The following is a 14,412-nucleotide window of genomic DNA, read 5'->3' as shown; positions in this document are numbered from 1 at the left end:
ATAAGATTTGTAAAATGCAGTGATTATCACAGTTCCATTGCACTTTTTTATATATCCACTGCTATTTAATGGCTATAAAAACACAAAGAGTGAGCTATTAAATGTCACATTTGGTGCAATAAGCATAAATTGAATTAATAAATATATAAAAATGGTCTCTTGGATTCGTTAATGAGCTGCCATTTTTTTATTAATAGTGGAAGAGTGGGCTAAAATGGAAGAGAAGCTTTTTTAATTTAATGAATAAAAAATGAGCCATTGTCTTCCCTGGCCCATTATTTTGTATGTTAATAAAGATATATTGCTTTGAATTTAGCTTAAGTAATAGTTCTGCTCGTGATATTACCTCACGTCACTATCCAGGGCGGTATTGGTAATCACCTCTTACTTATACTGTAGGTAGCTCACATTCATCCATTTGCACCAACATGATCCCGGCACGTAACCCCATCGCGACCCGTGGATTGGGAAATAAGATCCACTCCGCGTCATGCTGGACACGATAAAGCTCATTGGGTTGTTCTGCCAGCAGTGTGCCTTGCCTGAAAAGGGTAAAGTTCAGCGTGTCATCCGCCACCAAAAGTTTAAAATCTGTGTGCTGTTTAAGCAGTGATTTAACCACCCGATAGAGTATCATCGCCTCTGTCGAGCGCTTAGAGAGTTGCTCACCACTGACTAATGCCCTCAATCCCGCAATAATCGCACTAAATTGCGCGAGTTGATTTTGACCAAATGGCAGCGCCTTTCCTAGTTCCAGCGTGCAACTTGCCGCCAGACAGTGCTCACTACTGAAGTGGGCAAAGGTTCCCCCCGCCGAGGTGTGCATCACCAGTGCATCCAGTTCAATATCTTGTAACCAGCGCAGCATTGCCGCAGAGTATGGCGCGGACTGGTAGGGTAATAAACCAAAGCGGGTATGATGGGAACCTCGGATCGCGGTGTGTAAATCATAATGCAGCCGTATTGATTGGTTATCCGCATCAAAAAAATCAACCATCACCTGTTCGAGAAACGCCGCCCTTGCTGGCTCCTCCCCCGCTGAGTAGCTCTGATGACGCCCGCCAAACATGCGGTTGATATCCGCAATGAGGTAGCGCTCACCGGCTATAATGGCCGGCGGATTCCCTAATATCACCAGCACACGTACCGCCAGTGGCAATTCACCCAGCAATAACTCGGCGACTAATTGATTAATGATCTCAATCGGCGCGGTTTCATTTCCATGGATGCCGGCAGATAGCACCACCGACTGGGTGTAGCTGCCATGGGGCGTCAACATCAACACCCCTGCGCCAAGCCATTGCCATTTGAGGTTTGCCGTTTCACCTTGAGTGATTTGCGGTGAATGGCCCGAGAGTGTCACCGACAAGAAATCTGGCATTATCCTTCCTCCGCTTTGCGCCTAATCCCGTTGGAATGGGTATACCGAGCCAAGATTGAGTATCCGCGTCAGTTCATCCAAAGCTTGCCGCCCCTCTTGCAATAGCTGCGGGTCTGCTAAGTCCTTAAATTGCAAGTGATCACGATAATGCTGGTCAACCCAATTATTCAGCGCGACAAACAGTGCTGGGGTCATCATCACTCGGCTATTAACCGCAGGTAACTCAGTGTCATTCAACGCCACACGTAACCGTAAGCAGGCCGGGCCACCACCATTGCGCATACTTTCCCGCAGGTCGAATACCCTAACTTCATCAATTGGCCCGCCACTATTTATCAGTTCGGACAGATACCGCCACACCGCAGAGCTATCTTGTGACTCTTGTGGGATAACCAGCAGCATTTTGCCGTTGGGTTTACTTAACAATTGGCTGTTAAACAGGTAGGTTGATACCGCATCAGCCACTGACACCTCAGCAGCCGGCACTTCAATCGTGATCAGTTGTTGTTCAATGCGCCCCATTTTGCGGCGAATATCATCCATTACTTGGATATCTGGCACAAATGCATGTTGGTGATGGAACAACACATTTTTATTACTGACCGCGATGACATCATTATGAAAGACCCCTTGGTCAATCACCGCGGGGTTTTGCTGCACAAAGGCCGTCTGTTCAGGTGATAACTGGTGCAAGCGCGCGACCGCCTGACTGGCTTCCAGTGTTTGGCGGGCAGGATAGCGGCTCGGGCTGCTGCCATTTTCCAGCCCTTTGCGGCCATAAACAAACATCTGAATTGCCGGCTGATGATACTCGCCGCCCAACCGGTTGTGATTAGCCGCCCCCTCATCGCCAAACAGTTCGACAGCGGGTAAAGCATCGTGATGAACAAAGTGGCGATGGTTGTTGAAAACCGCTTTTAACAGTGCGGAGGTGGTATCCACCTCAATCGCCCGATGAAATTTATTATTCAAATTGGCAACAGTGAAGTGGACGCGGCCATCACTGCTGTCCGCTGAGGGGGAGACCGTCGCGGCATTAGCGGTCCACATCGAAGAGGCGGAGCTGACCGCTGATAACAGGCGCGGTGATTTGCGGGCCACTTCACTCAACACTTGCTCATCAGAGCCGCTAAAACCCAACTGCCGCAGCACCCCGATTGCCGGGCGCTCCTGTGGCGGCAAAACGCCCTGTTTGTAGCCTAAATCCGCCAGCGCCTTCATTTTTAGCAGCCCCTGCTTGGCGGCTAATCGAGGGTTAGAGATGCTGTTTTGATGGGTCGTCGAGGCCTCATTGCCAAAAGACAATCCAGCGTAGTGATGTGTCAGCCCAACCAATCCATCAAAGTTAACTTCATATCCTGCCATCATGTTCTCCCTGCGCGGATCAGTGTTTGTCGGGTAAATCAGTGTTGGTCGGGTAAATCAAAACAGATCCCCGGAGATAAAGTCGCGGGCAGAGTCAGGCTCTCACTTTCGAGTGATGCCATTGGCCAGGCACAATAATCAGCGGCATAAAATGCACTTGGCCGATGGTTGCCCGAGGCGCCAATCCCACCAAAGGGCGCAGCACTGGAGGCCCCGGTCAGCGGTTTGTTCCAGTTAACAATCCCCGCTCGAGCTTCCAGCAGCAGTTGCTCAAATTGTTGGCGATCATCAGAGACCAGACCAATGGCTAACCCGAAGCGGGTTTGATTAGCCATCTTCACTGCTTGAGCAAAATCGTCATAGCGAATCACACTGACCAGCGGGCCGAAATACTCCTCATCGGGAACCGCCGCGATACCGGTGATATCAATGATACCGGGGGTCAATACTGCACTCTGGCTGTCGGGGCGGGTCATGGTTAACAGTGGCTTGCCGCCTAAAGCTAGCAAATGTTGCTGTGCTGCCAGCATCTTTTCGGCGGCCTGCGATGAGATCACCGCGCCCATAAAAGGGGCGGGTTGCATGTCCCAGCGACCAATGCGCAGGGCTTTGGCGACGGCGACAAATCGTTGCAAAAAGGCATCCCCCTCAGCCCCGATTTTCACTAACAGCCGACGTGAACAGGTGCAGCGCTGCCCGGCGGAGATAAATGCCGACTGAATGGCGAGATTGACCGCTGCATCACGATCTGTCACTTGCTCGACGATCAGGGCATTGTTGCCGCCCATCTCCAGCGCCAGAATTTTTTCCGGCTGCCCCGCCAACTGGCGATGTAAGTGGTAACCGGTGTTCGCACTGCCGGTGAACAGTAAGCCATCAATATCGGGCTGCGCCGCCAGCGCTTCGCCGGTTTCGCGCCCGCCCTGCACTAAATTGAGCACGCCGTCAGGTATGCCAGCCAACTGCCACAATTTGACGGTCTCTTCTGCCGTCACCGGTGTCAGTTCACTGGGCTTAAACACCACAGTATTACCGGCCAATAGTGCCGGCACGATATGCCCATTGGGCAGATGCCCCGGGAAATTGTAAGGGCCAAACACCGCCAGGACACCATGAGGCCGATGACGTAGCACCGAGAGACCATCGGCCATCGGGGTTCGGCTGCTGCCAGTGCGGGTTTGATAGGCTTGCAACGAAATGGCCACTTTGCCAATCATCGCCTGCACTTCCGTTAGGGTTTCCCAGTGCGGCTTACTGGTTTCGAGGCTAATGGTGCGCGCCAGTTGTTGCTTATGCTGCTCAAGTAAGGCGGCAAAACGTTGCACCACCGCCACGCGTTGTTCCAGCGGCGCACGCGCCCAGGCGGGGAAAGCCTCCCGTGCGGCGTGACAAGCCGCCGCGACATCCTGAGGATCAGCGGCTCGCGCCTGCCACAAGAGTTGCTGGTCCATGGGGTCATGTTTGTCGAAATGGGCACCCTGGCCGGTGCGCCATTCACCCTGAATAAACAGTGCAGGATGGGTCATTTTTTTATCTCCGGAGCAAAGAGGCTCACTATCCGAACCGAATCACCTGCCGTGACACCTAGCGCAGCCGCATTTTTAGTGGTTAAGTGCAGCAATTCATCTGATAGATGAGTGTGAATCAATATTGAGCGGAAATGTTGGTAATGGTCATTCGCCACCAAATAGGCGGTGCCACTCGGGTCAATATCGATATCATCGATAACCACTTTTCGCATACTGCTGTCACGCACAGCGCGTACTTCATCAGTGTTGGCTTCCAGTGTTGGGCCGCCATCAAAGATATCCACGTAACCTTGATATTGTAGCCCTTCAGTCTCCAGAACTGCCCGTGCGGGTGCGGTGTGGGGATGAACCTGCCCGATCACTGCCCGCGCCTCCGCCGCCAGAAAATCGACATATAGCGGGTGCTTAGGCATTAATTCCGCAATAAAGGCTTTTTGCCCAGTACCACTGAGGTAATCGGCTTTGGCGAATTCAATCGAGAAGAAGTGGCGACCAACATTCTCCCAAAATGGCGAGCGGCCCTGTTCATCGGTGTAGCCCCGCATCTCGGCAATGACTTTGCGGGAGAAGTAGTCGCGAAAGGCGGCAATAAATAGAAAGCGCACTTTTGATAAGAAGGGGCCGTTTTTATTGATGCGATATTCAGGATCGAGAAACAGCGTGCACAGCTCGCTATATCCGGTGTGGTCATTGCTGAGAAATAGGGTCGGGACGGATTTGTACACATTGAGCGTTTTCGATGCATGTACCAGCGTCCCAACGCGGAAGTTGTACCAAGGATCATTCATCCCCACCGCCACTTCGATGGCGCTGACCCCCACCACTTTATCTCGCTCACTATCTTCCAGGACGAACAGATAGCCCTGATCGCCCGCAGTCAAAGCACCTTGCCAGGTATTTATCGCGCGCTCAATGCGAGCGGCGAGGTGTGGCTCATTTTGTGGCAGTGAAGTCATGCCAACGCCAGTTTTTCCTGCCAACTCAAGGATATCGGCTAAATCTCGGCGCTCTACCGGGCGAATGATCATCATATTCAAGGTCCCTTGCTGACTGCATAAATGTTACGACTTAGCCTTTCGACACACCTGCTCAATCCCCAAGGCGAGCCGGGCCAACCCTTCCTTAATATCCTGCTGCGAAATAATCAGTGACGGGGCAAAGCGCACCACATCAGGGCCGGCAATCAGCGCAATAACTCCATGCTGAGCTGCGGCCTGAACTATCTCTTTGGATTTACCGGCATAATCACTGTGAAGCACACAGCCAATGAGCAAACCGCGCCCACGAATTTCAGCAAAGACTCTGTGGCGGGCATTGATTTCAGCTAATCCATCCAGGAACCACTGGTGCCGCTCTTTCACGCCCGCCAGCACCGCCGGGGTATTGATCAGTGACAAAACCGTACCGGCAACCGCGCAAGCCAGCGGGTTACCGCCATAGGTGGTGCCATGACTGCCGACATTCAGCGCACTGGCATATTTTGTGGTGGTTAGCATCGCGGCAATCGGGAAGCCGCCACCTAAGGCCTTGGCACTGGTCAGGACATCCGGCGTCACGCCGTAATGCATATAGGCGTAGAGTTCGCCGGTGCGGCCCACCCCGGTCTGCACCTCATCAAAAATCAGCAGCGCATTATGGCGATCACACAAGGCCCGCAAGCCGTGCAGAAACTCGCGATCGGCTGGCAATACGCCACCTTCGCCTTGAATAGGCTCGACAATCACCGCACAAGTTTGGTCAGTGATCAGTGCCTGTGCAGAGGCCAGATCATTGAAAATACCGTGACTAATCCCCCCCGGCAGCGGGGCAAAATCCTGCGAGTATTTCGGCTGGCCCCCCGCCGAGACAGTAAACAGCGTGCGGCCATGAAACGCATTTCTGAACGCCACAATCTGATTCTTCTCGCCCTGCTGCCCCGGCTTGTTGGCAAAATTATCCAGCGCATATTTGCGCGCCAGTTTCAGTGCGGCCTCATTGGCCTCGGCCCCTGAGTTGCAGAAGAAAACTTTCTCGGCAAAAGTCGCATCGATCAGTTGCTTCGCCAGGCGCAGCACCGGTTCGTTGGTATAGCCGTTGCCCAGGTGCCACACTTTGTCGGCTTGCTCAATCAGTGCCGCCTTAACCGCTGGATGCCCATGCCCCAAGGCATTGACGGCAATACCACCGGCAAAATCGATATATGATTTGCCCTGCTGATCCCACAGTGTCGCCCCCTCTCCCCGCACGATAATAAAATCAGCTGGCGCATAGGTTGGGACGATCCATTCATCAAAAGAGTGTCGGGTAACCGGGATTGGCTGTTCCATAGTGGCCTCTTTAATCAGCGTAAATATTGGGTTGAGAGATCTCTGGTTAGGCTTGGTGATAGCAGCCAACAAAAATCTCTTATTCTGATAACAATAAAGAATGAAATATATTCACCTGATATAAAGTGTACAGCAGCTTTCGTGCCACACCACAAGATATGTGAATAGAATGTATAAATTCCATTAAAACAATAATTTAAAATGCATAATTATGCAAGATAGCCGCATTCATTCTGTATTTTAGTGGTTAAATTGACCATTTGTGCGGGTTTGACTAGCAATTATATGCATTTATGGTCAATTTTGATTTTTGCTCTACCAGATCACAGTTTTGCAACACATAAATAACAATCGATACTGCTGCCGCCCTATAAATGAGCAGTGAATGCTTCAATTGAGTGCATTTCTACTGTGGCGACAAAGGGCATTGCGACAACAAATAAGAGTCTTATGCAGCATAGAGGGGGGGGAGTTACCGCAACATGACTAGCGGATAATGCTATTTAGGCCCCAATTTCTGGAGCCATTGGCTGCGGCACAGCAGTTTGAATTGCACGAGGGTTAGCGGAAGTGGCTATTATCTATTATCGGTGAGCTGGTTAATCAATTGCGCCAAGATCTGGATTGCCTTTTGGCTTTGCTCTGACCAGGCAAAAGAGGCATTGAGCCGAAAGCAGTGATCAAACTGATTACCGGTGGTGAACATCCTGCCGGGGGCAATACTGACGCCCTGCTCCAGCGCACGCCGATATAATTCGCTGGCATTAAACGGTGGCTCCAACTCCAACCACAAAAAATAGCCCCCCGCAGGATGGCTGATTTTGACATTTTTAGGAAAATGCTCAACCACCGCCTGCCGCATTGCGTTCAAGCGCTGCTCCATTAAGCGGCGTAAGCGGCGCAGATGAGTATCGTAACCGCCTTGAGTGAGATAATCCGCAATCGCCAACTGGGTCGGGACGCTGGCCGAAACCGTGCTCATCAGTTGCAAATGTTGGATGCGCTGCGCATGTTCCCCAGCGGCGACCCACCCCACACGGAATCCCGGTGCCAGACATTTTGAAAACGAAGAGCAGTGCAAAATCTGCCGGTGTTGATCGAGCGCTTTGGCCGGTAATGGGCGCTCCGCACCAAAGTACAATTCACCATAAACATCATCTTCAATCAGTGAGATATGGTGCTGTTGCAGCAGCGCCACCAGCCGTTTTTTCTGCGGCCAAGAGATTGAGCATCCCAGTGGATTTTGAAAATGGCTCATTAACCAGCAAGCTTTGATGGGGTATTGGCTGATGACCTGCTCTAGGGCATCGAGATCCATGCCATGCTGTGGATGTGTGGTGATGAAAATGGCTTTTAACCGCAGGCGCTCAATCGCCTGCAATGCACCATAAAAAGCGGGCGACTCAAGCACCACCCAATCTCCAGGCTGCGTCACCGCTTGCAGACTCAAACTCAGTGACTCCATCGCGCCGGCGGTAATCACAATCTCTTCCGGTGAAACATTCATGCCACTGGCGGCATAGCGCTGGGCGATATTGCGCCGCAAACTCTCATTCCCTGGCGGCAGGTTGGTTACCGAGCTTTGTGGCGAGATCCTGCGGGCGACACTGGCCAGCGCACGGGATAAGCGGGGCTGTAGCAATAAGCTCGGATCAGGAAATGCCGAACCAAAGGGCATGATGGCCGGATCTTTACCTGCTTGTAGTACATCAAAAATAAACGCATTAATGTCTACTTGCTCATCCAGATGCAGTTTTTTCCCGCGCTGCGGTTGCGGTAGCTGTGTCGGACGCGAGGCAACATAGTATCCCGATTGCGGGCGGGCGACGATCCACCCCTGACTTTCCAGTAGCTGATATGACTGCACCACGGTCATTAAACTTAAGCCCGATTGCTTACAACTCTCCCGCAGCGACGGCAGTTTGTCGCCCGCCTGCCAGACTTTGGATTCTATTTGCGCCCGTATTTGTTGCGCTAACTGTTCATATCGAGTCATAGACCAACTGTTATAGGTAAGATTGAATTAATTGTCACTATTATAGCCACTTTAACTTATGGTTAACTAACTGCCAAGTTTACGCCCTGAAATAGTCGCCTGTGGCTCGCCACACTGGGCTTGATTCATTTTATCGATTAATGAGGCAGTACCATGTTTGCAGCGAGGTCATTATGTTTGGCTTAACCGCTCTTGAGTTGGCCCGAATCCAATTCGCTTTCACCATTTCGTTCCATATTATCTTCCCCGCTATCACTATCGGGCTAGCCAGTTTTCTGGCGGTATTAGAAGGTTTATGGTTAAAAACCAAAAATGAGGATTACCGTGATCTTTACCATTTTTGGTCAAAAATCTTCGCCGTCAACTTCGGCATGGGGGTGGTTTCCGGCCTCGTCATGGCCTACCAATTTGGCACCAACTGGAGCTTTTTCTCACAATTTGCCGGCAGTATCACCGGCCCCCTGCTGACCTACGAAGTGCTGACCGCGTTCTTCCTCGAAGCCGGTTTCCTCGGTGTGATGCTGTTTGGCTGGAACCGCGTTGGCCCCGGCTTGCACTTCTTTGCCACCTGCATGGTGGCGCTCGGCACCCTGATGTCCACCTTCTGGATCCTGGCCTCCAATAGCTGGATGCAGACACCCCAAGGTTTTGAAGTGATTAATGGGCAAGTGGTGCCGGTTGACTGGCTGAAAGTGATCTTTAATCCCTCCTTCCCTTATCGGCTACTGCATATGTCAACCGCCGCGTTTTTGGCCTCCGCCTTCTTTGTCGGGGCCTCCGCCGCCTGGCATTTACTGCGCAAGCGGGATACACCGCTCATGCGGAAAATGCTGTCGATGGCGATGTGGATGGCCCTGATTGTCGCCCCGCTACAGGCGGTGATTGGTGATGCCCACGGCTTGAATACCCTGAAATATCAACCGGCTAAAATTGCCGCCATTGAGGGCCACTGGGAGAATAAGCCCGGTGAAGCCACGCCGTTAATTCTGTTTGGCTGGCCGGATATGCGGCAGGAGAGAACCCGTTTCGCGCTGGAGATCCCCTATTTAGGTAGCCTGATCCTGACCCACAGCCTGGAGAAACAGATCCCGGCATTGAAATCTTTCCCGCCAGAAGACCGCCCAAATTCTACCATTGTGTTCTGGTCGTTCCGCATCATGGTCGGGCTAGGTATGTTGATGATTTTGGCTGGTTTTTGGAGTTTATGGCTCCGCTGGCGTGGTGGTTTGTATCAGTCGCGCCCTTTTCTCTATTTCGTGCTGTGGATGGGGCCGTCCGGGCTGATTGCCATTCTGGCCGGTTGGTTTACCACTGAAGTGGGCCGCCAGCCGTGGATTGTTTATGGTTTGCAGCGCACAAGTGATGCGGTGTCATCTCACGGCGAGATGCATATGAGTATCAGTTTGCTGGTATTCATCGTAGTTTATGGCTCGGTATTTGGCGTGGGCTACGCCTATATGATGCGGCTGATTCGCCAAGGGCCAAAGGCCCATGAAGGTGAGCAGCAAGATCCCGGCGGCCCAGGGCAACACAAAACCCCCGCCCGCCCACTCTCTGCCGTCAGTGAGCCATTTGATAGTGTTAGCACTCCACCGCCAACTGACCACCAACCCAACAGGAGCTAATGATGGGTATTGATCTTCCACTGATTTGGTTCGTCATCATTGTATTTAGCACCATGATGTATGTGGTGATGGATGGTTTCGATTTAGGGATTGGCATTCTGTTCCCGCTGGTCAAAAACAGTCGCGACCGGGATTTGATGATGAATAGTGTAGCCCCGGTTTGGGATGGCAACGAAACCTGGTTGGTGCTGGGGGGGGCGGCGTTATTGGGGGCTTTCCCATTAGCCTATGCGGTGATTTTGGATGCCCTGGCTATCCCGCTGACTCTGATGCTATTGGGGTTGATCTTCCGCGGCGTGGCATTTGAATTCCGCTTTAAAGCCAGCCCTGAAAAGCAGCATATCTGGGATAAAGCTTTTATCGGCGGTTCACTGATTGCCACCTTTACCCAGGGCATGGTGGTCGGGGCCTTTATTCATGGCTTCCCGGTAACAGGCCGCAGCTACAGCGGCGGGCCGTTTGACTGGTTGACCCCCTTTGCCCTGTTTTGTGGCATCGGGTTAGTGACAGCCTATGCGCTACTTGGCTGCACCTGGCTGATTATGAAAACCGAGGGCCATCTACAGGAGGTGATGCATAAACTGGCCACCCCACTGACCGGGGTAATGCTGCTTATTATTGCTGTCATTAGTCTCTGGACGCCGCTGGCACATCCCCAAATTGCCGCGCGCTGGTTCAGCTTACCGAATCTGTTTTGGTTCCTGCCAGTGCCCATATTGGTGCTACTGGCCAGTTGGGCCTTGCTGCGCGCCGTCAAACGTGGCGGTCATTACGCCCCCTTCCTGTTGACACTCTTACTGGTGTTTCTGGGCTATAGCGGCTTAGGTATCAGCATCTGGCCCTATCTTATTCCGCCCGCTATTACCTTATGGCAAGCGGCAGCCCCTGCTCAGAGCTTAGGATTTATGCTGGTTGGCGCACTCTTTATCATCCCCATTATTCTGGTTTATACCTTCTGGAGCTACTACGTATTCCGTGGGAAAATCAATCACGAACAGGGCTATCATTGAATGATTAAATCACCATCACCTTCGTCACCTACTGAGCCGCGAAGAGCGCCCTGGTGGCAGCGCCTCGGTTGGATGCTAATTATCTGGTGCGGTAGCGTACTGGCACTATTGGCGGTTTCTATGCTGTTCCGTATGATGATGACGGCGGCTGGGATGAAGTCTCATTAGCGCTAACATTTCACTCTTAAAACCGTTAAAGTTGCAGGCTAATTAGACTAGGGATCCCACTTAATGAAACGTTACCTTATCCCACTGGTGAATCAGATCTCTTTACTGATGATACTGCTGGGTATGTTGGGGTTAGCGGGCATGACGATTTCGTCGTGGATGGCGCAAAGCATTCAGGGTAATGCCCACGCCATCAATAAAGCGGGTTCACTGCGTATGCAAAGTTATCGGCTGCTCTCTATGGTGCCGCTGGATGATCGCGATTTACCCTATCTGGTGGCGCTGGAGCAGGACAAAACCAGCCGTGATTTGCAGCAAGCCCTAAAACGGGAAGGTTTGACCAATCAATATCTGCAAATCGAACGCTACTGGCAAAACAAGCTAAAACCACAGTTGCTGCAAGCCAAGCACCCTGACGAGGTGGCTGCCAGTGTGGCTGATTTTGTCCACCAGCTTGATGCGCTGGTATTAGCCATTGACCATAAAACAGAGCAGCGGCTGCTGCTGGTGACACTGATTCAACTGGTTTTCATCATTCTGACGCTGGGCCTGCTGTTAGCCACTATCTACTATCTGCGCCGCCGCTTATTGCGCCCATGGCTGCAATTAATCTCAATGGCGAATGCAATTGGCCGTGGTGACTTCAGCAAGCGCTACACCCTGGCCAATCAACGTGACGAGATGGGTATGCTGGGGACCGCATTGAATCGCATGTCGCAGGAACTGTCGTTGATCTACAGTGATTTGGAGCAGCGAGTTGCGCAAAAAACCACTGATTTACAACAGAAAAACCAAGTATTGGCCTTTCTTTACCATAGCAGTCGTCAGCTCCATACCCATCAACCATTGAGTGAACGGCTGGTTCCAGTGATTGATCAACTGCAAGCGCTGACCCCGCTGGAAAATGTGCAGATCTGTTTGTACGGCAATCACCTTTACCGTGCTCACCTCTCGGATAATATGGATGGTGAATATTTACCACCACAAAATCGCCCAACACAATCAGCTGTGCCAACACAATCATCTGTCCCAACACAATCATCTGCCCCAACACAATCATCTGTCCCAACACAATTAACCATCAGCAGCGCATTTAGCGGGGTCAGCCAGGCAACATCACGTGAATCATTGAGTTGGAGCCTGAGTGATAAGCTCGGTCAATATGGATTACTGCTGGCGAAGTTACCCACGGACAGCCCTCTCAATTCAGATCAACAGCAGTTGGTTAACATGTTGGTTGAGCAACTGACCAGTACATTAGCGCTGGAGAGCCAGGCCAGACATCAGCAGCAACTATTGTTGATGGAGGAGCGCTCATCCATTGCGCGCGAGCTGCATGACTCCATCGCGCAATCCCTCTCTTGTCTGAAGATACAAGTGAGTTGCTTGCAGATGCAGACTACAGATCTGCCCGTCGCCAGCAACTTATTGATACAGCAAATGCGTGATGAACTTAATATCGCCTATCGCCAGCTACGTGAGTTACTAACCACCTTCCGCCTGAAGCTCAATGCCGCCACCTTACATGCCGCGCTCCAGACACTGGTCAATGAGTTCAGCGAACGGGCTAAGGTGCCCATTACCCTCGATTTTAACCTGGCGTCAGACGCGGTGCCCGACCATCAAGCTATTCATATGGTCAATATCGCCCGTGAAGCGCTGAACAATATCTATAAGCACGCCCATGCCAGCAAGGCCGAGGTCAGGGTGGTGGCTGAGGAGGGTGAAGTTGTGATGTCCATCATCGACAATGGCTGTGGTATTGGTCAAGCCAGTGAGCGGCCGAATCATTACGGCCTGATGATTATGCAGGATCGCGCCACCAGCTTACATGGACAGTGTAATATTCGTCAGCGAGAAGAGGGTGGGACTGAAGTGCGGGTGCAATTTAGCCCGGACAATGATGACCTTGACTGACCTTGACTGACCTTGACTGACCTTGACTGACCTTGACTGACCTTGGATGTTGACACTGCCAGTCAGCGCCGGCTATTGGCTAAATTTGGTAATCAATCCCCCTCTCCTCGCTGGCCTCTGCCAGCACTTTTTCTTTGATATCATGCAGGGAGAGTGTTGGATTACAGAGCTGGATAAAGAACCAGATAAAGTTACGTTGTAACTGACCCCGTTTTAACCCCAGCCAGACAGTATTAGCATCAAATAAGTGCTCTGCATTCAGTCGTACCAGCCCCTTATCACGATCTGCCTCATAGGACATATCCGCCAAAATCCCCACCCCCAGACCTAACTCAACATAGGTTTTAATCACGTCAGAGTCTTGCGCGCTAAGTGCAATATCTGGTGTTAAACCTGCGTTTTTAAAAGCATTATCCAGACGTGAGCGGCCCGTGATCCCCTGACGATAGGTAATTAATGGCAAACTGCTCAAGGTTGCCAGGGTGATATTAGCTTCTTGGGTTAACGGGTGATTCTCTGGTACTACAATCGCGTGGTGCCAGCGGTAGTAAGGAAATGCCGCGACGGACTCATCACTCATCAATAGCTCAGTGGCAATGCCAATATCGGCTTCGCCGGAGTGCAGCATAGCGGCAATCTCTTGTGGATTACCCTGACTAATCACCAACTTCACCTGCGGATAGAGCAAACGAAACTCTTTAATCACCCGAGGTAAGCTATAGCGCGCTTGCGTATGAGTCGTGGCTATATGTAACTGCCCGCTATCATTATTGCTGAATACATCGGCCAGACGACGAATTTGATTAGCATCATTCAACATGCGCTCCGCCACCGTCAGTAACTCTTTGCCCGGTTCAGTCATCCCCAATAAGCGCTTACCGCGGCGGATATAGATCTCAATCCCTAGCTCCTCTTCCAGTTCGCGAATATGCCGACTAACCCCCGACTGTGAGGTGAATAGAGTATTAGCCACCTCAGTGAGGTTGTAATTGCAGCGGGCTGATTCCCGAATAATTTTCAGTTGTTGGAAATTCATACTTAGCCCCTTTTACTTCATTTTAATAAATCGCCCCAAAGAACTTGCTGTTGCCGATAGGCTGGGGTGAGATAGTTTT

11 protein-coding genes are annotated in these 14,412 nt (G+C 51.5%); 4 read left to right on the top strand and 7 right to left on the bottom strand.

Annotated features, from left to right (window positions below; all coding sequences use genetic code 11):
• Positions 1-388: 388 nt before the first annotated feature.
• From astE to FFE93_RS09010, 6 genes are all read right to left on the bottom strand, one after another.
• Positions 389-1,381 (bottom strand): succinylglutamate desuccinylase, encoded by a 993-nt coding sequence (gene astE, locus FFE93_RS09035; protein ID WP_138775054.1) that lies wholly within the window; start codon positions 1,379-1,381, stop codon positions 389-391.
• 21 nt (positions 1,382-1,402) lie between these two features.
• Positions 1,403-2,746, bottom strand: coding sequence for an N-succinylarginine dihydrolase (astB, locus tag FFE93_RS09030; protein ID WP_138775219.1), 1,344 nt, complete (start codon positions 2,744-2,746; stop codon positions 1,403-1,405).
• A 38-nt stretch (positions 2,747-2,784) separates the two neighbouring features.
• Entirely contained in the window at positions 2,785-4,272 is a 1,488-nt protein-coding gene (astD, locus tag FFE93_RS09025; protein ID WP_049602495.1) for a succinylglutamate-semialdehyde dehydrogenase, read from the bottom strand.
• The gene (astA, locus tag FFE93_RS09020; RefSeq protein ID WP_005271949.1) at positions 4,269-5,306 is read right to left on the bottom strand and encodes an arginine N-succinyltransferase; all 1,038 of its coding nucleotides are present in this window, start codon (positions 5,304-5,306) and stop codon (positions 4,269-4,271) included. Before astA ends, astD begins: the two co-directional genes overlap by 4 nt.
• A gap of 30 nt (positions 5,307-5,336) precedes the next feature.
• The gene (locus FFE93_RS09015; protein WP_032896859.1) at positions 5,337-6,581 is read right to left on the bottom strand and encodes an aspartate aminotransferase family protein; all 1,245 of its coding nucleotides are present in this window, start codon (positions 6,579-6,581) and stop codon (positions 5,337-5,339) included.
• Positions 6,582-7,158: 577 nt separating this feature from the next.
• Entirely contained in the window at positions 7,159-8,577 is a 1,419-nt protein-coding gene (locus tag FFE93_RS09010) for a PLP-dependent aminotransferase family protein (protein WP_049602494.1), read from the bottom strand.
• Between the two features lie 173 nt (positions 8,578-8,750).
• Here FFE93_RS09010 and FFE93_RS09005 point away from each other — a divergent pair, with 173 nt between their 5' ends.
• From FFE93_RS09005 to narX, 4 genes are all read left to right on the top strand, one after another.
• Entirely contained in the window at positions 8,751-10,202 is a 1,452-nt protein-coding gene (locus tag FFE93_RS09005; RefSeq protein WP_054871992.1) for a cytochrome ubiquinol oxidase subunit I, read from the top strand.
• Positions 10,203-10,204: 2 nt separating this feature from the next.
• A complete protein-coding gene (gene cydB, locus FFE93_RS09000) occupies positions 10,205-11,212 on the top strand; it encodes a cytochrome d ubiquinol oxidase subunit II (RefSeq protein ID WP_032896857.1) in 1,008 nt (335 codons plus the stop codon).
• Positions 11,213-11,380, top strand: a complete 168-nt coding sequence (locus FFE93_RS08995) for a DUF2474 domain-containing protein (protein ID WP_005271934.1) — start codon at positions 11,213-11,215, stop codon at positions 11,378-11,380.
• A gap of 63 nt (positions 11,381-11,443) precedes the next feature.
• A complete protein-coding gene (narX, locus tag FFE93_RS08990) occupies positions 11,444-13,297 on the top strand; it encodes a nitrate/nitrite two-component system sensor histidine kinase NarX (RefSeq protein WP_138775053.1) in 1,854 nt (617 codons plus the stop codon).
• 79 nt (positions 13,298-13,376) lie between these two features.
• Here the strand turns inward: narX and cbl are convergent, their stop codons facing one another.
• Positions 13,377-14,333 carry an HTH-type transcriptional regulator Cbl gene (gene cbl, locus FFE93_RS08985; RefSeq protein WP_138775052.1) on the bottom strand — a complete coding sequence of 319 codons (957 nt, stop codon included), beginning with the start codon at positions 14,331-14,333 and terminating at the stop codon, positions 13,377-13,379.
• Positions 14,334-14,412 lie beyond the last annotated feature (79 nt).

Source organism: Yersinia sp. KBS0713 (assembly GCF_005937895.2).
Classification (GTDB): domain Bacteria; phylum Pseudomonadota; class Gammaproteobacteria; order Enterobacterales; family Enterobacteriaceae; genus Yersinia; species Yersinia bercovieri.
This window is presented reverse-complemented; position numbering and strand designations above follow the sequence as displayed.

Coding starts and splice junctions, on each gene's coding strand:
- cbl (WP_138775052.1), bottom strand. CDS start 14,333: ATGAATTTCCAACAACTGAAAATTATTCGGGAATCAGCCCGCTGCAAT.
- narX (WP_138775053.1), top strand. CDS start 11,444: ATGAAACGTTACCTTATCCCACTGGTGAATCAGATCTCTTTACTGATG.
- astA (WP_005271949.1), bottom strand. CDS start 5,306: ATGATGATCATTCGCCCGGTAGAGCGCCGAGATTTAGCCGATATCCTT.
- FFE93_RS09010 (WP_049602494.1), bottom strand. CDS start 8,577: ATGACTCGATATGAACAGTTAGCGCAACAAATACGGGCGCAAATAGAA.
- FFE93_RS09005 (WP_054871992.1), top strand. CDS start 8,751: ATGTTTGGCTTAACCGCTCTTGAGTTGGCCCGAATCCAATTCGCTTTC.
- astE (WP_138775054.1), bottom strand. CDS start 1,381: ATGCCAGATTTCTTGTCGGTGACACTCTCGGGCCATTCACCGCAAATC.
- astD (WP_049602495.1), bottom strand. CDS start 4,272: ATGACCCATCCTGCACTGTTTATTCAGGGTGAATGGCGCACCGGCCAG.
- FFE93_RS08995 (WP_005271934.1), top strand. CDS start 11,213: ATGATTAAATCACCATCACCTTCGTCACCTACTGAGCCGCGAAGAGCG.
- astB (WP_138775219.1), bottom strand. CDS start 2,746: ATGGCAGGATATGAAGTTAACTTTGATGGATTGGTTGGGCTGACACAT.
- cydB (WP_032896857.1), top strand. CDS start 10,205: ATGGGTATTGATCTTCCACTGATTTGGTTCGTCATCATTGTATTTAGC.
- FFE93_RS09015 (WP_032896859.1), bottom strand. CDS start 6,581: ATGGAACAGCCAATCCCGGTTACCCGACACTCTTTTGATGAATGGATC.